24 protein-coding genes and 2 pseudogenes are annotated in these 23,832 nt (G+C 65.1%); 12 read left to right on the forward strand and 14 right to left on the reverse strand.

What is annotated here, in order from left to right; all coding sequences use genetic code 11:
• Positions 1 to 163: 163 nt before the first annotated feature.
• Positions 164 to 478 (reverse strand): annotated as a pseudogene (locus CGU35_RS18845) (CoA-disulfide reductase); the annotation flags it as partial.
• 107 nt (positions 479 to 585) lie between these two features.
• On the opposite strand from CGU35_RS18845, the gene CGU35_RS18850 reads away from it, so the two are divergent.
• Positions 586 to 909: an ArsR/SmtB family transcription factor gene (locus CGU35_RS18850; RefSeq protein WP_100812091.1), complete on the forward strand. Its 324-nt coding sequence runs from the start codon at positions 586 to 588 to the stop codon at positions 907 to 909.
• Positions 906 to 1,871 (forward strand): arsenate reductase/protein-tyrosine-phosphatase family protein, encoded by a 966-nt coding sequence (locus tag CGU35_RS13745; RefSeq protein ID WP_100812092.1) that lies wholly within the window; start codon positions 906 to 908, stop codon positions 1,869 to 1,871. The genes CGU35_RS18850 and CGU35_RS13745 overlap by 4 nt, the downstream gene beginning before the upstream one ends.
• On the opposite strand, the gene CGU35_RS13750 is transcribed toward CGU35_RS13745, so the two are convergent.
• From CGU35_RS13750 to CGU35_RS13770, 5 genes are all read right to left on the reverse strand, one after another.
• Positions 1,853 to 2,476 carry a winged helix-turn-helix domain-containing protein gene (locus tag CGU35_RS13750; RefSeq protein WP_157813987.1) on the reverse strand — a complete coding sequence of 208 codons (624 nt, stop codon included), beginning with the start codon at positions 2,474 to 2,476 and terminating at the stop codon, positions 1,853 to 1,855. The genes CGU35_RS13745 and CGU35_RS13750 overlap by 19 nt on opposite strands.
• Before the next feature lie 62 nt (positions 2,477 to 2,538).
• A complete protein-coding gene (pstB, locus tag CGU35_RS13755; protein WP_232711326.1) occupies positions 2,539 to 3,309 on the reverse strand; it encodes a phosphate ABC transporter ATP-binding protein PstB in 771 nt (256 codons plus the stop codon).
• A gap of 101 nt (positions 3,310 to 3,410) precedes the next feature.
• On the reverse strand, positions 3,411 to 4,322 hold the full coding sequence (pstA, locus tag CGU35_RS13760) for a phosphate ABC transporter permease PstA (protein ID WP_100812095.1): 912 nt from the start codon (positions 4,320 to 4,322) through the stop codon (positions 3,411 to 3,413).
• Positions 4,322 to 5,278 (reverse strand): phosphate ABC transporter permease subunit PstC, encoded by a 957-nt coding sequence (gene pstC, locus CGU35_RS13765; protein WP_100812096.1) that lies wholly within the window; start codon positions 5,276 to 5,278, stop codon positions 4,322 to 4,324. The genes pstA and pstC overlap by 1 nt, the downstream gene beginning before the upstream one ends.
• A 32-nt stretch (positions 5,279 to 5,310) precedes the next feature.
• Positions 5,311 to 6,261 (reverse strand): PstS family phosphate ABC transporter substrate-binding protein, encoded by a 951-nt coding sequence (locus tag CGU35_RS13770; protein WP_100812097.1) that lies wholly within the window; start codon positions 6,259 to 6,261, stop codon positions 5,311 to 5,313.
• Between the two features lie 325 nt (positions 6,262 to 6,586).
• On the opposite strand from CGU35_RS13770, the gene CGU35_RS13775 reads away from it, so the two are divergent.
• Positions 6,587 to 6,868 (forward strand): hypothetical protein, encoded by a 282-nt coding sequence (locus CGU35_RS13775; protein ID WP_157813988.1) that lies wholly within the window; start codon positions 6,587 to 6,589, stop codon positions 6,866 to 6,868.
• Positions 6,869 to 7,100: 232 nt separating this feature from the next.
• Positions 7,101 to 8,489 (forward strand): annotated as a pseudogene (locus CGU35_RS13780) (IS1380 family transposase); the annotation flags it as partial.
• A gap of 158 nt (positions 8,490 to 8,647) precedes the next feature.
• Here CGU35_RS13780 and CGU35_RS18855 read toward each other — a convergent pair.
• Together CGU35_RS18855 and CGU35_RS18230 are read right to left on the reverse strand one after the other, a co-directional pair.
• The gene (locus tag CGU35_RS18855) at positions 8,648 to 8,803 is read right to left on the reverse strand and encodes a three-helix bundle dimerization domain-containing protein (protein ID WP_442923063.1); all 156 of its coding nucleotides are present in this window, start codon (positions 8,801 to 8,803) and stop codon (positions 8,648 to 8,650) included.
• 282 nt (positions 8,804 to 9,085) lie between these two features.
• Positions 9,086 to 9,403, reverse strand: coding sequence for a hypothetical protein (locus CGU35_RS18230; protein ID WP_157813989.1), 318 nt, complete (start codon positions 9,401 to 9,403; stop codon positions 9,086 to 9,088).
• A gap of 378 nt (positions 9,404 to 9,781) precedes the next feature.
• On the opposite strand from CGU35_RS18230, the gene CGU35_RS13785 reads away from it, so the two are divergent.
• The 4 genes from CGU35_RS13785 to CGU35_RS13800 are packed head-to-tail and all read left to right on the forward strand — an operon-like array spanning position 9,782 to position 12,980.
• Positions 9,782 to 10,522, forward strand: a complete 741-nt coding sequence (locus CGU35_RS13785) for a hypothetical protein (protein ID WP_157813990.1) — start codon at positions 9,782 to 9,784, stop codon at positions 10,520 to 10,522.
• Between the two features lies 1 nt (position 10,523).
• A complete protein-coding gene (locus CGU35_RS13790; RefSeq protein ID WP_100812100.1) occupies positions 10,524 to 11,141 on the forward strand; it encodes a M23 family metallopeptidase in 618 nt (205 codons plus the stop codon).
• 34 nt (positions 11,142 to 11,175) lie between these two features.
• Entirely contained in the window at positions 11,176 to 11,475 is a 300-nt protein-coding gene (locus CGU35_RS13795) for a hypothetical protein (RefSeq protein ID WP_100812101.1), read from the forward strand.
• Positions 11,475 to 12,980, forward strand: coding sequence for a hypothetical protein (locus CGU35_RS13800; protein ID WP_100812102.1), 1,506 nt, complete (start codon positions 11,475 to 11,477; stop codon positions 12,978 to 12,980). Before CGU35_RS13795 ends, CGU35_RS13800 begins: the two co-directional genes overlap by 1 nt.
• A gap of 534 nt (positions 12,981 to 13,514) precedes the next feature.
• On the opposite strand, the gene CGU35_RS13805 is transcribed toward CGU35_RS13800, so the two are convergent.
• Entirely contained in the window at positions 13,515 to 14,111 is a 597-nt protein-coding gene (locus tag CGU35_RS13805; protein ID WP_100812103.1) for a TetR/AcrR family transcriptional regulator, read from the reverse strand.
• A gap of 82 nt (positions 14,112 to 14,193) precedes the next feature.
• Between CGU35_RS13805 and CGU35_RS13810 the strand changes: the two genes are divergently transcribed.
• A complete protein-coding gene (locus tag CGU35_RS13810) occupies positions 14,194 to 15,162 on the forward strand; it encodes an aldo/keto reductase (RefSeq protein WP_100812104.1) in 969 nt (322 codons plus the stop codon).
• Positions 15,163 to 15,340: 178 nt separating this feature from the next.
• Here the strand turns inward: CGU35_RS13810 and CGU35_RS13815 are convergent, their stop codons facing one another.
• On the reverse strand, positions 15,341 to 16,906 hold the full coding sequence (locus CGU35_RS13815; RefSeq protein ID WP_100812105.1) for a glyceraldehyde-3-phosphate dehydrogenase: 1,566 nt from the start codon (positions 16,904 to 16,906) through the stop codon (positions 15,341 to 15,343).
• Positions 16,907 to 17,337: 431 nt separating this feature from the next.
• On the opposite strand from CGU35_RS13815, the gene CGU35_RS13820 reads away from it, so the two are divergent.
• A complete protein-coding gene (locus CGU35_RS13820; RefSeq protein ID WP_100812106.1) occupies positions 17,338 to 17,718 on the forward strand; it encodes a YybH family protein in 381 nt (126 codons plus the stop codon).
• A 50-nt stretch (positions 17,719 to 17,768) separates the two neighbouring features.
• Here the strand turns inward: CGU35_RS13820 and CGU35_RS13825 are convergent, their stop codons facing one another.
• The 4 genes from CGU35_RS13825 to CGU35_RS13840 all read right to left on the reverse strand — a co-directional run bounded on the left by CGU35_RS13825 (position 17,769) and on the right by CGU35_RS13840 (position 21,452).
• Positions 17,769 to 18,308, reverse strand: coding sequence for an RNA polymerase sigma factor (locus CGU35_RS13825; protein WP_100812107.1), 540 nt, complete (start codon positions 18,306 to 18,308; stop codon positions 17,769 to 17,771).
• Between the two features lie 361 nt (positions 18,309 to 18,669).
• Entirely contained in the window at positions 18,670 to 19,110 is a 441-nt protein-coding gene (locus CGU35_RS13830; RefSeq protein ID WP_157813991.1) for an acyl-CoA dehydrogenase family protein, read from the reverse strand.
• Between the two features lie 420 nt (positions 19,111 to 19,530).
• The gene (locus CGU35_RS13835; RefSeq protein WP_100812109.1) at positions 19,531 to 20,487 is read right to left on the reverse strand and encodes a helix-turn-helix domain-containing protein; all 957 of its coding nucleotides are present in this window, start codon (positions 20,485 to 20,487) and stop codon (positions 19,531 to 19,533) included.
• Between the two features lie 197 nt (positions 20,488 to 20,684).
• Positions 20,685 to 21,452, reverse strand: a complete 768-nt coding sequence (locus tag CGU35_RS13840; protein ID WP_100812110.1) for an IclR family transcriptional regulator — start codon at positions 21,450 to 21,452, stop codon at positions 20,685 to 20,687.
• A 107-nt stretch (positions 21,453 to 21,559) separates the two neighbouring features.
• Here CGU35_RS13840 and CGU35_RS13845 point away from each other — a divergent pair, with 107 nt between their 5' ends.
• The gene (locus CGU35_RS13845) at positions 21,560 to 22,666 is read left to right on the forward strand and encodes an LLM class flavin-dependent oxidoreductase (protein WP_232711319.1); all 1,107 of its coding nucleotides are present in this window, start codon (positions 21,560 to 21,562) and stop codon (positions 22,664 to 22,666) included.
• Positions 22,667 to 22,715: 49 nt separating this feature from the next.
• Complete coding sequence (locus CGU35_RS13850; protein WP_100812111.1) at positions 22,716 to 23,831, forward strand: LLM class flavin-dependent oxidoreductase; 1,116 nt, start codon at positions 22,716 to 22,718, stop codon at positions 23,829 to 23,831.
• Position 23,832: the final 1 nt, after the last annotated feature.

The raw sequence follows: 23,832 nt of genomic DNA on the forward strand, positions 1-23,832 counted from the left end.
GGCGGCGTGTAAGACAGGTCGAGGTCCGAGATCTGCTCGACGGTGAGCCCGGCAAACAATGCGGTGGAGTAGGTATCGACGCGTTTCGCGGTTTCGGTCCGAGCCGACCGACCAGCTGCGCGCCGAGCAGCAGCCCGGACTCGGTGTCACCGGTGATGCGGATGCTGATCGGTTGCGCGCCCGGGTAGTAACGCTTGTGATCATCGGCCGCGGTCTGCGTCGTGGCGGGGTGGTAGCCGGCCGCGAGGGCTTCGTGTTCGCGGAGCCCGGTGCGGGCGGCGACCAGGTCGAAGACTTTCACGACCTGAGTGCCCATCGATCCGGCGAGCCGGGCTGTCCCGCCGAGCGCGTTCTCCCTGGCAACGCGACCCTGCTTGTGCGCAGTGGTCCCGAGCGGCAGGTAGGTGATGCCGAGGAGGCGGTGGGGGGTGGTGACCCCGTCGCCAGCAGCGAAGACATGCGGGAGGCCGGTGCGCATCTGCTCGTCGACCACGACCGCCCGCCGCGGCCCGTCACTGAAGTCCTCCCATTCGCCCCGCGGATCGGCAGGGCTGAACGTCAGCTACGCATCGCTACACTGCTGGAATGGCGCAGCCCTCGTCCCGGCCGTCCTCGAACGAGTCTGGCGCCCCGCTCGCGAGGAGTCTCGCCGAGGAACTCGCCCGCACACTTCGAGCAGTGGCCGACCCGACTCGATTGCAGATTCTCAGCGTCGTCCTCGACTCATCAGACGGTCGCGCCACGGTGGGTCAGCTTGCCGATGCTCTCGAACTACGGCAACCGACCGTGACGCATCATGTCCGAATATTGGTCGACGACGGTTTGCTTCAGCGCGAACCCGATGGGAAATTCGTGTGGCTCTCTGTGGCATCTGACCGGCTACCTGCAATCCAGGACCTTCTTCGATGAGCGCCGACGGCGCTCGTCATCGAGTCGGGAAGCCGCTCGATCCCGAGTCGGCACGGCTGCGTGCGTCGCAGGCCGCAGTCCTCGGCGATGCCCTCAACCTTCGAGTACTCAGCGCGCTGGCCGCGGGCGCGCCCGCGGCCGAGCTCTCCGAGATCCTCTATGTGGATGACGCCCGAATCGCCGCTTCCCTGATCGCGCTTTCTTCCGCCGACATCATCCGGCGAGACGTTGTCGGCGCAGACGTGTTGACCGCGGACGCATGGGTGCGATTCGGCCGCCTGCTCGTCGAAACGGGCAAACCACGATCCGAGTCGAACGCGCCCGCTCTCGGCGCACTGCCGCCCGCGATAGAAACAGTCGCAAGAGACCTCGTTTACCGGTTCGCATCGACCTTCAGTGGCGAGACGGTATCCCGATACGTCGCCGAGAGCTACCTTCTTCTGGGCCAGCGAGCACGGGTCTCCGGCCACCTGTCGGCGCTGACCGCCCGCTACGCAGCTGATCGGCTCGACGCTCTGGCATCCGCCAAAGGCCTGGTGCTCCGAGGCACGCCGGAAGTGCTCTTCGTATGTGTTCAGAACGCGGGCCGCTCCCAGATGGCAGCGGCGTACGTGTCGCACCTCGCTGGCTCGGCCGTGCACGTGCGAACGGCCGGCTCGGCACCCGCAAGCGAGATCAACCCCCGGATCACCGCCGCGCTTGCCGAAGTCGGAGTTCCCCTCACCGATGCGTATCCGAAGCCCCTCACCGATGAGGTCGTGCAGGCCGCCGACTACGTGATCACGATGGGTTGTGGCGACGCGTGCCCCGTCTACCCGGGACGCCGCTACATGGAGTGGGACCTGGATGATCCGCTCGACCACGACGATGAAGGCTTGAGAGAGATCCGAGATGCCGTCCGCGAGCGAGTCGAACGGCTACTCGAGGAGATGGGTCTGCACCGTCAGCCCGCGAGGCGATAACCCAGTCCGCGAACGGTTTCGATCGGTGGTTCTGCGCTCTCGCCGAGGCGTGCGCGGATGCGTTTGATCAGGACCCGGACCGACGCGTGCGGGTCTGCGACCGCTTCGAAATGCTGCCGAGCAAGATCATCGAGCGTGACCATGTACGGGTGCGCCCGCGCCAGACACAGCAGGACGTCGAACTCGCGCGGCGTCACATCGATGCGGCTTCCCTGCCATTCGACGACGTGACGACCGGGGTCAACCATCAGATCCCCTGCCTGAACGCACTCGATCGGAACCGCCGCGCGGGGCGACGCTCGGAGGAGACGCTCGAGGCGGTCCGGGGTCAAGGGGAGGGCCACACTCGTTTGCACGCCCAGGGCGAAAGCTGAACGCACAGTCTCGGCGTCCGTCAGCGGATCTAGGCCGAGTACCACGGGTGATGCGCAGACCTCACGAGCGAGCTCCAGAATGGGGGCGAGATTCTCGGGTGCGACACTGCTCGAGACGATGAGAATCGAATCGGCGTCACGCACAACCTCGGTCAGCGCACTGACGACATCCTGCCGGATAACGACCGCGATGCCGCGGTGCCGGTATTCGACCGGCGCACCGCGGACCACCCGGGGATCCTCCGTGAGGACAACGAACCGAGCGGACCCCTGCAGCGGTTCGACGCTGATGCTCATCCGAACCGTCCGCTGATGTAGTCCTCCGTACGCTGGTCGCGGGGCTGCTCGAAGATCTGCGACGTCCGGCCGTATTCCACGAGCACGCCCGTGCGGTCACCGGTCGTGTCATCGGCCAGGGCCGTGAAGAACGCCGTCCGATCCGCGACCCGCGCGGCCTGCTGCATGTTGTGCGTGACGATGATGATCGTGTACTCGCGCTTGAGTTCATGCATGAGATCTTCGATGCGCATGGTGGCGATCGGGTCGAGCGCCGAGCACGGCTCGTCCATCAAAATGACGTCGGGCTTCACCGCGATCGTGCGGGCGATGCAGAGCCGCTGCTGCTGTCCACCCGAGAGACCGAAAGCGGACTGCTTCAGCTTGTCCTTGACCTCATCCCACAACGCGGCCTTGGTGAGCGCTTCCTCGACGAGATCGTCCATGGACGACAGCTTCATGCCTGTCACACGGGGGCCGTAGGCGACGTTGTCGTAGATCGACTTCGGGAACGGGTTCGGCTTCTGGAACACCATGCCGATCCGACGGCGCACTTCGATCGGGTCGACACCCTTGCCGTAGATGTCGTCGTCCTGGAAAAGCACCTCGCCCTCGACGCGCGCGCCATCCACCAGATCGTTCATCCGGTTGAGTGAACGAAGCAGCGTTGATTTGCCGCAGCCGGATGGGCCGATCAGGGCTGCGATCTCGTTCTTACCGAACTTCAGGTCAACTCCCGTCACGGCGCGAAATGCGCCGTAGTAGACGTCGACGCTTTTGCACTCGATGAGGCCGCTCGGCACGTCGGGCAGGTTGCTCCCGCTGGATCCGGAATGGAACTGGGGATGTGGGGAGTCTTCCGGGAGGGTCATTGTCGGGTCGCTCATGGCTACCACCGTTTCTGATACTTGTTGCGGATGAAGATGGCCAATGCGTTCATGAGCAAAAGCACACCCATGAGCAGCACACTGGTGGCAGCGGCGAGTTCGTGGAACCCCTCTTGCGGACGGCCCGTCCAGTTGAAGATCTGGATGGGCAGCGTCGTGAAGCCGCTCATCAGGCCGTTTGGGTCGAAGGTGATGTAGACGAGGGCGCCCAGGACGAGAAGCGGTGCGGCCTCGCCGAGCGCGCGAGACAGCGCCAGGATCGATCCCGTCGCGATGCTCGGTACCGATGCGGGCAGGATCTGGCGCCACACGGTCTGCCACTTCGTCGCTCCGAGGGCCAACGAGCCATCCCGGATCTCGTTGGGCACGGCCCGGAGACCTTCACGCGTCGAGATGATGATAACGGGCAGGATCAACAGCGAGAGCGCGAGCGCGCCACCGATGACGATGTTCTTGTTCTGCACCTGCAGGAGCGAGAGGAATGCGAGCGCGAGCAGGCCGTAGACGATCGAGGGAACCGCGGCGAGGTTCTGCACGTTCAGTTCGATTAACTTGTTGAACCACTTGCGCTTGTCGGCGAACTCTTCGAGGTGCACAGCGGCCGCGATCCCGAGTGGCAGCGTCATGACGGCGGTCACACCGATGACCCACGCGGACCCAAGAATCGCCGGCCGTGCGCCCGCCGTCTCCGGCGTGGCCGAAGGATAGTTCGTGAACAGGTTCATCGTGAGCTTCGGCCATCCGTCCAACAGGATCGTGACCAGAAGTGTCGCCAGCACGGCGAACGCAACGAGCAACGACAGCCACAGCAGGATGAGGAAGATCATCGGACCCAGCTTGCGCTCGCCATCCGTCCCGGTCTTGAGGGGACGGGAACTCGGCACGGTCGGCCGATCTTTTACGAGGGTGGACATCAGTAGGCCTCCCGGAACCGGCGCACGAAGCGGATGCTGATGAAGTTGATCAGCAGAGTGATGATGAAGAGCAGCAGCCCGACGGCGAAGAGCGTGTTGTATTCGAGGCTGCCGACCCGTGAGTCGCCCAGCGCTGCGTTCGCGATGAAGCCGGTCATCGTCTGACCCTGCTCGAGTGGGTTGGTGACGATGCGAGCCTGGTTGCCGGCCGCGATCGCCACGATCATGGTTTCGCCGACCGCACGCGATATGCCGAGTACGACGGCGGCCACGATGCCGGAAAGTGCGGCGGGGAAGACGACGCGGAGGGTTGTCTGCATGCGGTTGGCGCCGAGCGCGGCGCTGCCTTGCCGCAGTGCGTTCGGCACGGCCGACATTGCGTCTTCGGCGATTGAGGCGACGGTCGGGATGATCATGACGCCCATGACCAGACCTGCTGCTAGAACACTGAATGCACCGGTCGGCAGCTGAAGCCAATCGCGCAAGACGACGTTCTGAACGAACTGCAGAGCGAAGAATCCGTAAACGACCGTGGGCACGCCCGCGAGAATCTCGAGCAACGGCTTCAGGATCTTGCGTACCCGCGGCTTGGCGTACTCCGCCAGCAGGATCGCGGCTCCGAGCCCGAACGGCACGGCGACCAGCAGCGCGATGCCCGTTGTCCACAGCGTTGCGGAAACAAGCGGGATGACGCCGAACGATGCGTCCGCGAATCGGGGTGCCCAGCGTGTGCCGAACAGGAACTCCCAGACGGGGACCTCGGCAAAGAAACTGAGCGAGGGGACCAACAGCGCGATCAGAATGCCGATGGTCGTGACGACGGTCAGACCCGCGGCAAGTCGGAGCACCATCCTGATGATGGCCTCGCCCGGGCGGGGCCTACCCGCGAACTGGGTCGAGACCCGGGGGCCCGAGACGAAGCTCGGGCCCCCGGTCTTCTCGCTGACAGATGTCATCGAATGATCTCCGTGAGAGAAAGCGCGCTTGCTCAGCCGAGCGAAGCGAGCTCCTCCTGTGCGAGGGTGACCTGCTCCTCGGTGAGGGGTACGAACAGGGCGAGGTCGGCGATCTCGAGGGAGTTCGCGACGTAGAAGTCAACGAACGACTTCACGGCATCGTTGTCGACGTAGGAGGCGTTGTTCACGTAGATGAACAGCGGGCGGCTGAGCGGCGTGTATGTGCCGTCCTGAACCGTCTCGGTCGTCGGGTAGACCCCGTCGATCTCGGCGGCGATGATGACGCCCTCGTTCTCTTCGACGTAGCTCAGGCCGAGGAAGCCGATGCCACCCTCGGCGCCAGCGACACCCTGAATGGTGATGTTGTCGTCCTCGGAGGGGCTGTAGTCCGTGCGGATGGCACCCTCTTCGCCGTTGACGGCGTCAGTGAAGTAGTCGAACGTGCCCGAGTCGGTACCGGCGCCGAACAGAGCGAGGGGCACGTCGGGGAAGCTCGGGTCGACATCGGCCCAGCTCATCACGACGCCCTCGGATTCGGGGGACCAGATCGTGGCGAGCTGCTCGACCGTCAGGTCGGTCGCCCAGTCGTTCTCGGGGTTGAGGATGACGGACAGGCCGTCGTTTGCGGCGACGATTTCGGTGTACTCGATGCCGTTCGCCTCGCACTCGGCAGCTTCTTCTTCCTTGATCTCGCGCGACGCGTTCGAGATATCGGTTTCGCCGGCGCAGAACGCCTTGAAGCCGCCACCTGTGCCGGACGTGGCGACCGAGACGTTGACGTTGGGCTCTTCTTCGCGGTAGAGGTCGGCGGCTGCTTCGGTGAGGGGGGCGACGGTCGATGAGCCGTCGGTCGTGACGGAGCCGCTCAGGCCGCCGTCTTCGTCGGTGGAGCCGCCGGACGTCTGGCCGCCGCAGGCGCTCAGGGCGAGTGCGGCAGCCGCCAGGGTGGCGATAGCCGCGAACTTTGCTGTGGTGGTGTTCACGTGTGCACTTCCGTTGAGGGGCCGTCTCGGCCACAACTTGACCGCCGGTGCCGGCGAGTCGGATAGATGATCTTCTATCCGAGTCAGATAGAAGTATGTCTATCTGAACGCAAGGTGAACGAAGAGCAGCGGCGTGCTGTCCTGCGCGCGGCCGTCAGTGGCGCCCAGATCGAACCGCCGCGGAAGGATTTGCCGACAGCGAACCATCTTTGCTGGGGACCGCCACTACTTGATCTATGGTGAAAGGCCGCATCGCCGTCGCCCGACTTGGAATGCGAGGGCGCGAACAAACGACCCACGATAGCCGTGCGCGACCCGGAGCCACATGAGTCCTACCGAACCTGTCGATCCAGCAGCGGCACGTCGTCATCTGACCGACGTGCGACGACTCGTGCTCGCGATCATTGCGGACGAGCCCTCGATCACCGCCGATCAGATCGTCACGAGATGGGCCGAACGCAGGCCAGGGCTCTCGGCGCGCCACACGGCGGCATTGCCCCGGATGACCAGCCAGACGCTGTGGCGCTTGGAGAACCTGGGATGGGTAATAAGAGCGCACGGGCGCTTCAGCATCACCGAACAAGGCCAAGTCGCGCGCTACCTCTAGGTGAAGCACCCGAACAAGCCACAAGGCTGAGCGTTACTGCTGCGAGTGCTGATCCCCCGATTACAGTGCGACTACGCGTCGTACTCATTGCGCCGTCCAGCAGGCTCAGCCTCGATCCACCGATGGGGTTGGGTGCTGAGCGGGCGTCATGACATGGAAATGCCTCTCGGATCAGCCCGCACGATCGCGGTGAAGCCCGACGTCATCCTCATGGATGAGCCCTACCTCGTAGATGCAATTCAAGCATGCTCCTGCTGCGGTGTCCGCGGTGTTCGATGATCCGAATCTCGTGTCGGCCGCGGGACTGGTCCCGATGCTGCGACTCGCGCGTTCCGCGGGCGTGGATCGGCTCTCGCAGTCCCGGCTGAGCGTCCCGACGGACAAGGGCTCCAACGCGGGCGCGAAGGTGATGGCGTTGGTCGCGGGGATGCTTGCCGGGGCAGACTCGATCGACGACATGAACCTGCTCCGCCACGGCGGGATGGGCCGCCTGTTCGATCGGACCTACGCGCCGTCGACGCTGGGCTCGTTCCTGCGCGAGTTCCGGTTCGGTCACGTCCGCCAACTCGACGCCGTCGCCTCCCGCGTTCTGGGGAACCTCACCGCGGACGCGTCACTGCTTCAGTCGCGGGCCGGGGAGCGAGTGATGGTCGATCTGGACGATACGATCATCGAGGTCCACGGATACCAGAAGCAGGGCGCCTCGTTCGGGTACTCCAGCGTCCGCGGCTTGAACGCGCTGATCGCGACCGCATCGACCTCCTCGTCGGCGCCGGTGATCCTCGGCCAGCGGCTGCGGCAGGGAAAGACCGGATCCCCGAAGGGCGCCGCGCGGATCGTCGGTGACGCGCTCGCTACTCTGCGCCGCACCGGCGTATCGACGGGCGCCCGCCCGTTGCTGCGCGCGGACTCCGCGTTCTACGGTCACGCGACCATCGGCACCGCGATTAAAGCCCGGCGCGGACGTGTCGGTGACTGTTCGGATGGACCCGGCGGTGAAGGCCGCGATCGCGACCATCCCGGATGATGCGTGGGAGATGATCGAGTACACCGACTCGCTCCGTGACGAGACCACCGGGCAACTGATCTCCAAAGCCGAAGTCGCCGAAGTTCCGTTCACCGCGTTCCGGTCCCGACAGAAGGCCGAGCAGATCACCGGGCGGCTGGTGGTCCGCCGCATCCCCGACCTGAACCGAGACAGGTCGAGCAGCCGACGCTGTTCGACGTCTACCGGCACCACGCGTTCTTCACCACCACAGACCAGGACGACATGGACACCGTCGACGCGGACAAGACCCACCGTGCTCACGCGATCATCGAGCAAGTCCACGCCGACCTCAAAGCAGGGCCGCTCGCGCACCTGCCGTCGGGGGTGTTCACCGCGAACAGCGCCTGGCTCGTGCTCGCCGTGATCGCGTTCAACCTCACCCGCGCAGCAGGCGTGATCGCCGACAAAGCCGGTCGGCTCGCGAGGGCCACGACAGCGACGATCCGCCGCACCCTCATCCACGTCCCGGCGCGGCTGGCGCGCTCCGCGCGCCGCATCACACTGCACCTGTCCGAGGCCTGGCCCTGGCAGACCGCGTTCGACCGGCTCTTCATCGCGACGCACGCGCCGCCACCGGTCGCGGCCAACCGACCACCGCCGCAACCGCGGCATGACCGAGGACCGCGTGGACGACCGGGATGCGATGCCCGGAACTCACCCCTACCCGCGCCACGTCACCGCGCGTCGATCACACCAGCCCGCCCCACCCCAGCCCATCGGTGGATCGAGGCTTAGCGCCTTCCTTTCAGTCGCGCCTTTGTCTCTTTCTCAATCAACACGGGCACGAAGTTGCGCCCTGTCGCGCCGGAGAAGCTCGTCCGGGCATACTCCACCGCGTCGCGCTCCGGGAGTAAGACGTTCAGCGGGAGCGCGCCGCACCCACACACTCACTCGCCGCTTGACGGCAGGCGGGCGCAGCGTGCTTACGGTAGGCAGCCCCATCCTCACAGCCCTGTCACCTATGCGTGCAGCAGTCCCCCCGAGCCGCGGTCCCCGATATTTCCGAACTCACGGCCTGGAGTTGAGTTCAGTCAGCAGACCCTGATTCTCACAGCTCCAACCAGGACTTGGAGCATCGCGCGCCCACCTCAGTACAGGCCACAGGCCCTCGCGTCGAGGTCGGCCAGTCCCTGAGCAGAGGATCCAGATTGGGTCACGGGCCGTGCGGGCTAGATCTCCCCCAGTTCCTGACCTAGCCGAAGGTAGAGATCGGTCACTGCGGCGTTATTCACGCGGTACACCGGCCACTCCCCCTGCTTTCGGTTCGATTTGGGTGGATTCGCGATGAGAACGTCGGCTTCTTCGAGTTCGCGGAGGTATCGAACCAGGGTGGGCGCGGGCACTTCGATTGCTTCGGAAATGGCTTTGCGGCCCGCGTTGGGGTTTCGACGTAAGTAGGCAATCAGACTGGCTTTTCCCAAGTTGCCGAGGATTGTCACTGCCGCAGCCGCGCGGTCGCTGTTAGCTGGCTTGACGAGCTTTGGCATGAACGTATTGTTCCGCGATTTTGGTGCCAGCGGAAGCATCCTGAATAAATAAATGCTTCACATCACATCTGAATCACTATACGATCCACGCATGAGCTCAAGCAGATGGGTCCCAGATCAAGCATTCGGCGCGGCCGAGAACGCTATGGTGGCGCGGCCAACCGCGAGCCAGCTCACCCCGAGCGGCCCATGTCGTCGCGCTTCGCATTCCCGCTCGGACGGTGGACGATACCCTCGCCGCCGCTCTTTGCCCCAGGTCCGTGACCAAATCGTTCCTTTTGCAACTGTGCACCGTCTGCTTAGTATTCCTCCACTGCGACCTACTGGGGTGCTCTGGGGGTACGAGGTCGCTGCCAATCAAGCGAAGGCGGTGCTGCCGTGAGTGCAGCCACAATGCGGGGACGCGGGGGGATGTGGGCGTTGATCGGCGCCGCGGTGCTGGTCGCGGGGATCATCGCCATCATCGTCGCGTCCATCCTGCCTCGACCTGCCGATCCGGCCCCGAGCCGGTCGGAGGGAACCTCACAGGGACCCGACGGCGTGACGGCGTCTCCCAATGCTCCATCCGAGGACGCGGCGGTCGACACCGAGGTCACGGGACGCGGTTGGGTGGCGGAGCCGATCACGACCGACCCGGAGCTGTATGCGCGTACCGCTCTCGCTGCCGCGTCGACCTTCGACACCACCCTCGCGAGCCGTGAAGAGTGGCTAACTTACCTCGACACCTGGTTCACCCCCGACACTCGCTACGCATCAGGCGCAGACCAGGCCGCGGAGCTCGTTGCCGCTCAGCTGGAGTTGCGTCAGGGTGTGGTGTTGCCGCAGGCGCAGTGGGATTCGATGGCGGCCAAGAGCGGCCGTGTCGTCGCGCAGACAACCGGCGAGATGACATTAATGCCCGTGCCTGAGGATGCCTCTGGCGATGTGGCGATTGGCACGGCGAATGTGACGTTGTCGTTCACGATGACCGGCGCAGATGGAGAGTCATCTTTCGACGAGACCGTTCGAGTGAGCGTCCAGGTGCTCTGCGGCCCGGATTCGATACCGACACCCGGGTCGGCGCAGACGCCAGGGGATTGCAAAGTCGTGCGGTTCTTCTCGGAGCCGATGGAGCCGTGACATGGGAGCCCCCGTTGCAGTCGCCGCCGCCGTCATCAGGACGCGCGGCGCCCGCCGCCTGATCGGCCTCTTCGCCGGCGTCCTGGCGTGCGTCGCCGCGGCCGTCTTCGCGCCCCTGATCGTGCTGCCCCTGACAGTCGCGGCGCAGTCCTCGACGACGGTCTCGAACGAGGGCGCCAACGGCGCCCCGATAGTCGTCGGCGAATGGGGATACCCCTACGCGGGCAGTCACACCACGGGCCGCGGCTACGGGTGGCACCCGGTGAAGGGATGCGCATACTGCCCCGCCGCTCACTTCGGGTACGACATGGCACAAGGGTGCGGGGCGGACATCTTCGCCGCCGGCCCCGGCACGGTGACCCTCGCTGGGCGGTTCGGGCAGTTCGGCAACAGCGTGATCATCGACCACGGCGCTGGCACCGTCACCCTTTACGCGCACCTCGCCGACGGATCGATCACTGTGGCCAAAGGCCAGCAAGTGACCGCCGGGACGCGGGTCGGCGGGGAAGGGCAGACGGGTCTGTCCTACGGCTGTCATCTGCATTTCGAGGTGCGGCAGAACGGCGCTCGCATCGACCCGGCCCCATTCATGGCCGCCCTAGGTCTCCCTCTGATTTGACCACGCACCATCTCACGCGATGCAAGGAGCGATCATGACACCCACCACGCTGGTCCCGTTCGACGTCGAAGTGCCCGACGTGAATCCCGACTTCTCCGCCCCGTTCTTCCAAGGATTCCAAGTGATCGCCTCCTACATTCTTGCGGGCGCGATGATGGTGGTCCTGATCATGCTGATCATCGCTGGTGCCGCCCTCGCCTTTCGCGGGATCGCGTCTGACCGGGTGCGGACTTGGGCCGGGGAGAACATCCTCTGGATCTTCATCGCCGCCGCCGTCTTGGGGGCAGCGAGCGGCCTGTTCCAGTGGTTCGTGAACTTTGACTTCGGCTTCTAATGCGCCTCGCCCGCCCACTCACCCTGGGCATCGTCCTCGGAGCGGCCCTCGGGATCGGGGCGCTCGCCCCAGCCGCCGCAGCACTGCAGGCGTCTGGCGAGTGGACGACGGTATCCGTGGTCTCTGCCGCCGTGGTCGAAGGTGAACCGTGGAGCTCGCCGGCCTACCCGGTGGACTGTGAAGAGGCGAACGGACAGATCGCCTGCACTCCTACCCTTGCGGCCGACGTTCGGGCGCAACAGTGTTTTCTCGGTGTCGCCGTGAACGGTGCCCGCGCCACTGTCTGCACGACCTATGAGGGACATGCAGCAGCAATCCAGGGCGCCGGGGGTAAGCCGGTCGTGGTGGCATACGGATGCAGTTTCGGCGATGTGTTGTGTGCGTCGTTCGAGAACTTCGGGCGGGGCATGGCGATTGCGACGACGGGGATGATGTACGTGGTCGCGCTGAACATGCAGTTCGACACGTCGTCGTTGCTGTGGACCGCGGCAGTAGGCGAGTGGTCGTTCTGGCAGTGGGCGATTCTCATCATCTTGTTCGGCGCGATGATCTGGGCTGTCACCGCCGCCATCGTCTCCGGTGATCGGGAGCAACTCGTCGGCGCGATCGTGCGTTCGTTCATCGCGATCCCCGCGGTGCCGCTCACCTTGTGGTTGACGGGGCATCTATTGAACACGATCGATGAGATGACCTGGTATGTGATGAACCGGGACGGGCCGATCGCGTTGTTCTCGACTCTGCAGTCGGTGATGTGGGCCGGTGGGCAGGCGAACTATTTCTTCGCCGTCATCATCCACGGGCTCCTGATGGTCGGGATGCTGCTGCTCATGTTGGTGTTTGCGTTTCGCAACATCGTCCTCGCCGCGTTGATCGCGGTCGGTCCGGTCGCGTGGATGCTTTTCCCCGTCCGAGGCACCGGGCCGCAGTGGGTGATCCGGTACGTGTCCGCTGTCGTCGTACTGCTGCTTACGGGCCCCTTGACAGTCGGGTTCGTGACATTGATCATCAATGGGCTCGCCGATGTGCGAACGATCTGGGACCCGCAGTCCTGGCCGCTGCTGATCGGTCTTGTTTTGGTCGCCTTCGCGCCGTTCGCGATCTTCGGGCTGTTCTCCTTCGTCGGCGGAGTCGCCGCGGACTCCCTGGGCTCAGCCCTGGGATCAGGCGCCCGCCGTGCCAGCGGAAACGCAGCACGGTCGGTCGCGAGCATCCCCACTCGCCTCGGCGGATCCCCAGCCGGCGTCCCGACCGGATCCCGCGGCGGCGCGAACGTCCGACCGCCGTCAGCACCAGCCGTCGGCGCGCCAACCCTCCCCAAAGGCGCAGGCACACCAGCGAGCACGAGCCCCGCAAGCCCCGCCCGCCAAAGCGTCCCCGCCCCGGCGGGTGCAACGTCCCCGCCCGCACCGACGCCGACGATGCCCGCGGGAACACAAGTGACTACTTCGGGACCGAGGCCCCCGTCAATGGCGTCGACCCCGGCGAGTGAGAGGAGGCCGTCATGACGGTGACAGGCGACACGGGGCGGCCGGTGCGGCTGCCGCGCCGTTCACGGCAGGGCATCGTGCTCGGCATGGATGGCTGGCAAGTCGGGTTCCTCGCCACCGCAGCGCTGGTGATCTTGATCGCGGTGAACAGGTTCGGGCCCGTCGGCCTCCTCTACTCCGCCCCCATATTTCTGATCCTCGGCGGCACCGCTCTCGCGACTATCCATGGGATTTCTGCCCCACGGATGGGGGGGAGGCATCCGATAGCTCCCCGCACTGCGCAGTACAGGTCTGGAACTCCTGGAGATCGTTGGATACTCAAGGAATGTGCTTTGTGCACAACTCGAAGTATATCGGATCAGCATGGAGGATTCCGGGAGTCATGTGATGACACGGTGGTGACCGATCGAAACTCATGACGGCGGATCGTCGTGCGTGCTAGATGTCCACAGCCTAGCTGCAGTCAGGGCGGTCAGCGTAGCAGGGCCAGCAGCGCCGGAGTCATCCTTCCACGCAGCGCTCACCTGCGCACCCAACCAGGAGACGCGGCCCCTAGTAGCGGACGGTGAATGCTGCATCTAGGGCGTCACCGAACGGCACGGCGGCGTTGGTCTCGGTCCACGAGGCAAGGGCTGCGTCTAGGCAGGCGAAGGCGCTGCCGACTAGTGTGCGAGCCTCGAGGTCAACGAAGAGAGGGTCGTCCTCGAGGCGTTCCCTGATTAGAGGTGTGAGCAGGGCGGACCAGGCGAGGTGCTTTTCGAGGTTTCGTGCGCGGAGTGATGCTGCACTGTAGATCACACGCATGGTTCGAAGCCACTTGTCGGGCTGCGCGTCGATTTGCTCCGCGCCATCGCGCATGCCGAGGTGCAGTGCCCGCCAGGGCGTCTGGTCTGCCAGTCGCCGGGCGACGTTGTCCCGGAGCTGGGTGCCTGCGATGACAAGGTCGCCGATCACGGCGTCTTCTTTGCTGGCGTAGTAGCGGAAGTAGCTGCGAACCGAGATACCGACCGCGGTCACGATGTCTTCGATGGTGGTCTGCTCGAACCCCTTCTCATCGAAGAGGATGAGCGCGTGCTCGGCGATGCGTTCGCGCACTGCTTCGCGAGTTATCGCACGCAACCCGCTAGCCGGGGCCGGGGGACGGTTCATGTTCCGAGCATACCGCGCCGTTTGTGTCATGCTGTGTCAGTTTTGACGTAGGGTGTTGTAAGTCTCCAGGAAGGACAACGTGATGAAGAAGCGCACACTCGGTCAGCAGGGACTGACCGTCTCGGAGCTGGGCTACGGCTCAATGGGACTCGTCATGGCCTACGGGCCGACGGATGAGACTGAGGCCACGGCCGCGATCAAGAAGGCACACGAGCTGGGCGTTACTCTCTTCGACACCGCCGAGCTGTACGGGTGGGGAGAGGGCGAGAAGTTCCTCGGCCGCGCCGTGAAGCACTTCCGTGACGAGATCGCCATCGCGACGAAGTTCGGCTTCACCCGCGAGTTCGGTTACGACAGCCGCCCGGAGCACGTCCGTGAAGTCATCGACAACAGCCTGGGGTACCTCGGCGTCGACTACATCGACGTCATATACCAGCACAGAGTGGACCCGAACGTTCCCATCGAGGACGTCGCCGGAGTCGTAAAGGAGTTCATCGATTCCGGCAAGGTCAAGTACTTCGGTCTGAGCGAAGCGGGACCGAACACGATCCGCCGCGCACATGCCGTACAGCCGGTATCCGTCGTGCAGAGTGAATATTCACTCTTCACGCGAGAAGTCGAGACACTGTTCCCCGTTCTCAACGAACTGGGCATCGGGTTCGTTCCGTACTCGCCGCTGGCGCGCGGTTTCCTCACCGGCAGCCTGAAGAAGTCGACCGCGGACTACGACGGCACAGACAGTCGCAACTCCGGCGCAGGCCTTCCGTGGTGGCAGCCGGAAAACTTCGACAAGAACTACGAGATCGTCCAGAGGCTGACAGCGATCGCTGTGGGCAAGGCCGCGACGGTCTCACAGCTCGCGCTTGCCTGGCTCCTCGCGCGGGGTGACTTCATCGTGCCGATTCCAGGAAGCCGCAGCCCGAGGCGGGTCGAAGAGAACCTCGCGGCAGCTAGGCTGAGCCTTACTGCCGATGACTTCGCCGCGATCGAGACTGCGATCGGAGACGGTCCCTACGGCGCCCGTAACAGCGAAGGCGTCCGGTGGGACTGAAGTAGCACAGCGGGCCCGCCGCGATCTTCACAACCTGCCACGAGAGGCCCAGCAAGGAGTGCAGTCTCCGGAGCGACCGGGGTCGCCGTCAATGATCGCACGGGTCCCCCGAGGGCCGACTCTTCCCCGACACTGGCTCACCTCCGTCGACGAGCCGTCGAGGGATGGGCTAGAACCATCAGATGGCCGCCGCCTCGAGGCGGACGTCACGGCGCGTCGGAATGACAATCGGGTGTGTACCGGCCATCCGCTCGAGCACGCGAATCACTTGACATGAATAGCCGTACTCGTTGTCGTACCAGACATAGAGGACAAGATTCACACCGTCGACAATCGTGGCGAGCCCATCGACGATCCCCGCGCGATGCGAACCGACGAAGTCAGTAGAGACAACCTCAGGTGATTCGACGTAGTCAATCTGCTGCCGCAGTTGCGAATGCAGCGATACGCGACGGAGGTAGTCGTTGACGTCGTCCTTCGTCGCCGGACGGTCGAGCGTCAGATTGAGGATCGCGAGCGAAACGTCCGGGGTTGGTACACGAATGGCCGAGCCGGTGAGCTTCCCGGCAAGTTTCGGCAGCGCCTTTGCGACCGCTTCTGCTGCCCCTGTCTCGGTGATGACCATGTTCAGCACCGCGGACCTTCCCCGCCGGTCGCCTTTGTGGAAGTTGTCGGTGAGGTTCTGGTCATTCGTGAATGAGTGCACGGTCTCGACGTGGCCGCGAGCGACCCCGTAGGCCTCGTCGATCGCCTTGAGCACTGGAGTGATCGCGTTCGTTGTGCATGACGCAGCCGACAGCATCCGGTCGGCTGCTGTGATCGTCTCATCGTTGATGCCGTGCACGATGTTCTTTAGCGGCTTCTTCCCAGGCGCGGTCAGCAGCACCCGTGCCACACCCGAACTTCGCAGATGCTGAGCCAGGCCAGACTCATCACGCCAGCGGCCCGTGTTATCAACGACGATCGCGTCGTGGATTCCGTACGCCGTGTAGTCGATCCCAGCCGGGTCATCGGAGTAGATGACTTGGATTCGGGTGCCGTTAGCAATCAGCACGTCGTGTGCGGCGTCTACCGTCACCGAGCCAGCGAATGGCCCGTGGACCGAGTCGCGAGCGAGCAGACTTGCCCGCTTGACGAGATCATTCTCCGACCCGCGACGCACCACGATCGCGCGCAACCGCAGCCCGCGACCGTTTCCCGCGTGGGCGACGAGGATTCGAGCAAGCAGCCGACCAATTCGGCCGAATCCGTAGAGCACCACGTCCGTGCCAGCGACGGGGGGCGCCTCGCGCGGCGCTGCTGCGAGAATGCTGCGCACGTGATCCACGACGTCCGACGCTGCCGCGTCGCGCAACGACGCCGCTAGCCGCGCCACGTCGATCGACGCGGGGCTAGGTGAGATCTTGAGTAGCGCATCGATCACGACCGATGTCTCGGCAAGGGGGAGTTCCTCGTGGCCGAGTTCACGTGCGCGCTCGTGCACCGAAATGACGCCGGCAGCGGACAGATTGATGAGCCGATGCCCGTGAATCGACGTCACCACCCCGTGGTCACGGTACAGGCGGCCGATCCGCGGTATAAGCTGCTCCGCCTGTTCTTCGCGGGCGATCCAGGCATCACGATGCGCATCGTAGGTGGCTGCGGACACGTCTCTCTCCTCAGGCGCACCTTGGATTGAAGCGCCCTCTCCCGTTACGAACGTTGTGTTAAGTGTGAATGCACTTCGTACCAGCTTACGATGCATTCGTGCAGCATGGCTAATTATCCCGCTTCGTCCACCGTAGTTCGCTCGACAGGGATCTGCAGCAGGGCGAAGCCTATGGCTGGGACGGCCCTGCACGGCTGAGGGTGTATCCGCGAGCGGAGCCGCAGGTCCAGCATCTCCGGGATCGTTGGTCGACTCCGGCAGGGTTCCCCGCCTGGATCCGCAACGCGATCGACCGAGCAAAGGGACGATGGGTTCGAAGTAGTCTCGACTCGCGGATGCGTTCATGGCCTGCTGCCCGGTGTTTCCCATTCGGCAGGACGCTCCGCATTCCCAGGAACGACTCGTTCTGCTCCCGCCCCTTCCCTCAGCGGCGCGAGTCGACGACCATGTCACAAATCCGGAGCCTGGACGTCTTTCTCTGTGAGGCCGCGCAAGTCGGCGTGGCCATGACACGAAAGAGATCCGTCATGACAACTGCCATCTTCGACCTCGCTGAGCTGCCGCGGGCGTTCGCCGATCGCTTCAATGCCCGTGACTTGGACGGCCTCGTTGCTCTCACCACGCCTGAGACGGTCTTTGTGCCTGCTCCAGGGCAGCCGGTGCAGGGCGCAGATCAAGTGCGGGCTGCACTTGAGAGCTTTCTCGGGATCGACTTGCCGATCTCGCTGACCGTGCGTCACACGTTCGTCGCCGGAGCGACCGGCCTCGCCGTCGCCGATTGGAAGATAGAAGGCACGGGGCCTGACGGCGCGGCGGTGTCGCTGTCGGGCAGCACCGCCGATGTCGCGACCCTTGACGAAGCGAAGGGCTGGCGATACACCATCGACAATCCGTTCGGAACGGCCTGAGCCCGGCCGCTGGGCAGGGGGTGGAGTCCGCTCAACCTCCTGCCCACCGTTCACACGCCCGACTCGCCTCCCTCGGTCCGAAGTTCGGCTCGCAGCATGGAGCGCGCACGCGTCAATCGCTGACGCACCGCTGATGGGTTGATACCGAGCATCGCGGCGGTCTCGGCGGCGCTGCGGCCTTCCATTACTGAGAGCACGAATGGGTCGCGCAACGTGTCAGGCAGATCGTGGATCGCATCCACGGCCTGGCGGAGACGCACACGATCGTCGACCGCGCTGAGGACATCGTGCGCAGCGGAGAGACTGACGGAGAGTTGCTCCTCGGGCCGGCGAGAACGCAGGCGAAACAGGTCGGCCGCCGTTGTACGCGCGATCACGTCGATCCACGCGCACAGTGACTTCGGTTCGGAAGAGGCGACTGTATCCACCGACCGCCACGCACGCAACGCGATCGTCTGGGCCACGTCGTCGGCGTCGTCGGGATGCACACCGAGCGAGATGCTCCGCCGGCGTAGCCTCAGCGGCTCGGCCGTCAGCAGAGCCTCCAAGACCTCGCGGCGAGCAGGAACAGCTGCATTCTGATCAGTCATGCCCGGTGTCAAGCTGCGAGCTGAGGCTCTCTTCATCAGGAGACACGTTCGAGGAGCTGCCGATCGGGAGGAGACATCCATCCGACCCACAGATACCGTCCGCGTCAGCGTTGCCCAGGATCGTCAGTGGGACTTTGGGGTCACTCATCGAATCACTTCCTTCTAGGTCGATCGAACCGACTCGAACAGACCGATGATCGCCTCCGCGGTCTGCGCCCCGATGCGCCGTCGGAACGACCGATAAACGAGTTCCACTCCGTCGCCGTCCGCGCGAATCGGGCGGCCGCCTCGTTCAACACGCTCGTGCACCATCCCGCAGCACATTCGCATCTGGCGCATGGCGACCCATCCGATTGGCCGCTCAGCTGCCCGTTCCGTAACCCCACCGACCGGTGACGCGATAGCCGCCGTCGACGCGGTCGGCCCGCGAGCTCGGTGCGAGCACGATGGAGATGAAGGAGGTCCCGGCACCACCGCCCCAGACGTCCTGCTGCGCACGGTCGTCCATGAGGGCGAGCACCCAGGCGCCGGAGTCGAGGATTCCGTGCACCCATGCCGCACTGCCGTCGCCGAGGGCGATGGCACGCGCGACAGCGTGTGCTTCACCGGTGTTCGCCGCGAGGCCGCCGAACCGGGTCGGCACCGAGATGGTGAACGCGCCGGTCTCAGCTAGGGCGTCGAACGCCGCGACCGGGATGCGGCGCAGCTCCTCGCCTTCCCTGCCCGCTGCGGACAGCTCTGGCCGCAGCTCGTCGATGCGCTCGATTACGGCGGCGATCTCAGGACGGATGTGATCTGACACGCGAGAGGCTCCTTGTCGTATTACTGGCGATAGTCAGGACTGAGGACGGAGACGCCCGAGCCCACGCGGGGACGGTCCGTGTTCGGAGGGGCCATGCGCCCGTAGGTGCGGTTGGCGACGCATGCCATCGCCGGGTCGCCACGAGGTCGTCGTGCGACGAGTGTTGGTGGCGTCGTGCATGTCGGCGTGATCCTCTTCGATCTGTCGCTGCCGTCGCGCTGCATCGCGACGACCTGCCGTCACGCTAGGCAGCCACCCGATGGCACGCCAATGCTGCGGCGTGAGGTTTGCGCCCTGCGTCGCAGTCGGTGCGTTGCAGGTCGGTGCGCGCCGCGCCGGCGGCTCACCGGGCAGTCGACGCGCTCGCGGTTGCGGGAAGTGTTCTCGGCTGTCGATCGAACCGCGCGGCGGAAACCACGGTCATGGGAGACGGGCTGCGCGGAACTCGCTAGGGCTCAGCCCGAACTCGGCCCTGTAGGCGCGAGCAAACGTCGTCGAATTGGGCAGGCCGTGGCGCCTGGCGATCACGCCGATGGGCTCTCCCGCCATGCGCGGATCGGTCAGCTCCCGCCGGATCGCGGTGAGCCGGATGGATCGCAGACGGTCCATCACGCTCGCTTCCTCCTGGGCGAAGAGATTGTGCAAAGTTCGTACCGAGATGCTGTGGGCGCGCGCGATCGTGACGGGATCTAGGTCGGGATCGGCGTGGTGGTCTGCGAGGTACGCTCGCACCCGGGCTCGGAGCACGTCCGTGGGGTGCCCCACCGCCCACGGCGAGCCGAACCTCGACTGGACCAGCGCCGCGACCAGGTCGAGCGCACTCTCGGCGAGCGTCTCCGCCGAGGTCTCCTCCTCGATCTCCTCGGCATGCCGTGAGAGCTCCAGCAGATGACGGATCACGACCCTGGCGATTCCCGAGTCGGTCGCGATCGTGGTCGCGGTCAGCGAAGAGATCTCGGTGTCCGGCTGGCGGAGCTTCTCCTTCGGCAGCTGGAAGACATGCCAGTGGAACTGCTCGGCCATCACGAGGCTGTAGGGACGCGAGCTGTCCCAGAAGACCATGTCGCCCGGGCCGAGGATCGCCTCCCGACCGTCCTGCGTGAGCAGCGAGCTTCCCCGGGTGGGAACGCCCAGGTGCACACTGTCGGGGTCGGCGCGGCGCACCTGACGTTCATCGCGGCTGTAGACGTGGTCGCCTCCGCCGCCCACCTCGTGTATCTGCAGGCCGCCGATCCGCTTGCATAGGATGGCCGCCTCGGGGCGTTCATCGTGGCGCGGATCCAGATCGACCAGCAGGATGTGACTCGAGACGAGCTCACGCCAGTAATCCAGGCGATCCTCGCGTGTCACCAGCCGACTGTCGAAGACCTGGACCATGGTCGCTCCTCGCGCGCGCGGCGTGATGTGAGACACCGGCCCGGGTCGAGAGCGCCGATGCTCTTCTGACGGGTGACATTATCTGTTAGCTATTAATGAACGTCAAGCGCTCGTTTGTGAAGGTGCACGCAAAGAATTGCCGATCGGATGCCACCCCTCCGCCGTGCGCGCTGCGACCGACATCCGACTCCGAGGTGTCAGCGGCCCGATCCCGCACCGATCAGCACGTCTTCCATCTCTTCTGCCGCATGGCGGAGCGTCCGTGCGACTTGGCGACTGCGCAGGCCGGAGAAGCGAACCGTCGGCACCGCACAGCTGACTCCGGCGATCACTCCTCCGAGCGAGGAGCGGATCGCCACTCCGACGCCGCAAACGCCTGCGACGGCCTCCTCGAGGTTGGTGGCGTACCCTCGCTCCCGCACCTGTTGCAGATGCTCGATCAACTGCGCCATCGACGTCATCCGCGACGAGGGCCAGCGAGGCAGTCCACCTCGGTGCATGCGTTCGACCTCGGCGTCGCTGAACCGTGCCAGCAGGGCCTTTCCCACGGCGGAGCAGTACGCGGGCACACGTTCCCACGCGTTGAGGCGTATTCCCAGGGCCTGAGTCGACTCGATGCCGTCGATATTGCGCACCAGCACCCCTTCGAGCACCCAGAGGTTGACGGTCTCGTCGAGCTCGGTCTGCACAGCGGCGATGCTCGGCCGCAGGGCGATGCGCGCGTCGTCGATAGTGCGCTGGCGCTCTCCTGCCCGAAGCGCGGGACCCGCTCGGTAGCGGCGGGCGGCGTCCTGCGTCGCGAAGTCACGCGCCCGGAAGGCGCTCAGCAGCCGATGCGCGGCAGAGGCCGAGACCTCCAAGTGTCCGGCGACTTCGGTCACACTGAGCGATTCCGTTTCGCGCAGCAGAATCAGGAGTCTCAGCGCGCGGTCGACCGCCGCGTGCGGCGCCGCTTTCTTCTCCACAGAAGAAATCTAGTCTCTCCCCGTTGTGATCAGGAGAATCCGGCTCGTACAGTCAGCATGAACGGCGAAGCGTGTCCTCCGCCGGCGATCTGTCAAGGGAGATACGAGTGCCGTCGACGACCCCTTTCACCGCGAAGGAACACTTCGTGCTCGGGACGTTCACGTCGAACTGCTCCAGTGGGATGACGATCACCACCGTTTCCGAGCGATGGGACTCGTCGTGGGACAACAACCTCGCGCTGGCGAAGCTGCTCGACGAGGCGAGCATCGACTTCATGTTCCCGGTCGCGCGCTGGGTCGGAAACGGCGGCGCGACGAATTTCCATGGCAACGCGCTGGAATCGGTGACGTGGGCGACCGGCCTTCTCGCCCACACGCAGAAGCTGTTCGTATTCGCCACGATCCATGCGGCGATGAACCACCCGGTCGTGGTCGCCAAGCAACTGGCGACGGTGGACCAGATCAGCGACAGCCGAATCGGCCTCAACATCGTGGCCGGCTGGAACGAGCCAGAGTATCGCGCGATGGGCCTGACCCTACCTTCCGACCACGAGACCCGCTACGCGTATGCGCAGGAGTGGTTCGACGTCGTCCAACGGCTCTGGACCCATGACGGCCGGTTCGATTGGGAGGGCGAGCATTTCCATCTCGAGCAGGTACACGGCGATCCGAAACCACGGCGGGCCCTGCCGATCGTCAACGCGGGCGGGTCGCAGGCCGGGCGGGAGTTCGCCGTCCGCAATGCGGACTACCTTTTCGCCTCGGCCCTGGATCTTGAGCGCGCGCGCGACGACAACGCGAGACTGCGGTCGGATGCCGCCGCCAGCGGCCGCGAGATCGACGTGCTCACCTTCGCCCACGTGATCTGCCGACCGACCGAGCGCGAGGCTCAGGACTACCTGCAGTACACGGCTCGCGACAACGTCGACCGCGAAGCCCTGGACAACACGCTCCGGCTGCAGATCGCGCACTCGGAGTCGTTCCCACACGACGTGCTGGAGAGGTTGCGTGACCGCTTCGCCGCCGGCCACGGCGGATACCAACTCGTCGGCACTCCCGAGCGGGTGGCCGACGGGATCCAGGCGCTGCAGGATGCCGGGTTCAGCGGCGCCGCCCTGTCATTCGTCAACTACATCGACGAGTTCCCCTACTTCCGCGACACCGTCCTGCCCATCCTCGACGATCGCGGCATCCGCTCACTGGTCGCCGCCTGACGGCCGCTCCCTCCATCCACCCACCCACCCGCGTTAGGAGACGCATACCATGTCGACACCATCATTCCTGGAGAAGGACACCTTCCTGCTGGGCACGTTCACCTCGAACTGCTCCAGCGGCATGACGATCACGACCGTCCCAGAGCGATGGGATGCCTCGTGGGCGAAGAACCTGAAGCTCGCGAGGCTGCTCGACGATGCCGGTATCGACTTCATGCTCCCCGTCGCCCGCTGGGTCGGCAACGGTGGCGAGACGAACTTCCACGGCAGCGTGCTGGAGACGATCACCTGGGCGACGGGGCTGCTCGCGCAGACCGAGAATCTCTTCGTGTTCGCCACAGTGCACACCGCGATGAGCCATCCGATCGTCGTCGCGAAGCAGCTCGCCACTATCGACCACATCAGCGACAGCCGCATCGGTCTCAACATCGTCGCGGGGTGGAACAAGCCGGAGTATGAGGCATTCGGGCTCGACCTACCCGACGACCACGAAACCCGCTATGCGTACGCGCAGGAGTGGTTCGACGTCATCCGCGCCTTGTGGGAGCGCGACGGTCGCTTCGACTGGGAGGGGAAGTACTTCCATTTGAAGAACGTGCACGGCGATCCGAAGCCGCAGCGGCCGCTGCCGATCTTCAACGCGGCGGGATCGCAGATCGGGCGCGAGTTCGCCGTGCGCAATGCGGACTTCCTCTTCACCAGCGCGCTCGACCTGTCACGCTCCAAGGACGAGAACGCCGCTCTCAAGGAGCAGGCCGCGCAGGCGGGACGATCGGTCGACGTGCTGACCTTCTCGCACGTGATCTGCCGGCCCACTGAGAAGGAGGCTCAGGACTGGCTGCAGTACACCGCGCGCGACAACGTCGACCGCGAGGCGCTCGACAACACGGTGCGGCTGCAGATCGCCCACGCCGAGTCATTCCCGCATGATCTGCTGGAGCAGCTGCGCGACAGCTTCGCGATCGGACACGGCGGTTTCCAGCTCGTCGGCACGCCCGAGCAGGTCGCCGACGGCATCACGGCTCTGCATGAGGCCGGCTTCGGCGGCACGACCCTCTCGTTCGTGGACTACGTCGAGGAGTTCCCCTACTTCCGTGACAATGTGTTGCCCATCCTTGAAGAGCGTGGCATCCGTCGGCCGGCGGCCGTCGCCGTGGCCGGCTGAG

It is taken from the genome of Microbacterium sp. BR1, assembly GCF_002812725.1.
Taxonomy (GTDB): domain Bacteria; phylum Actinomycetota; class Actinomycetes; order Actinomycetales; family Microbacteriaceae; genus Microbacterium.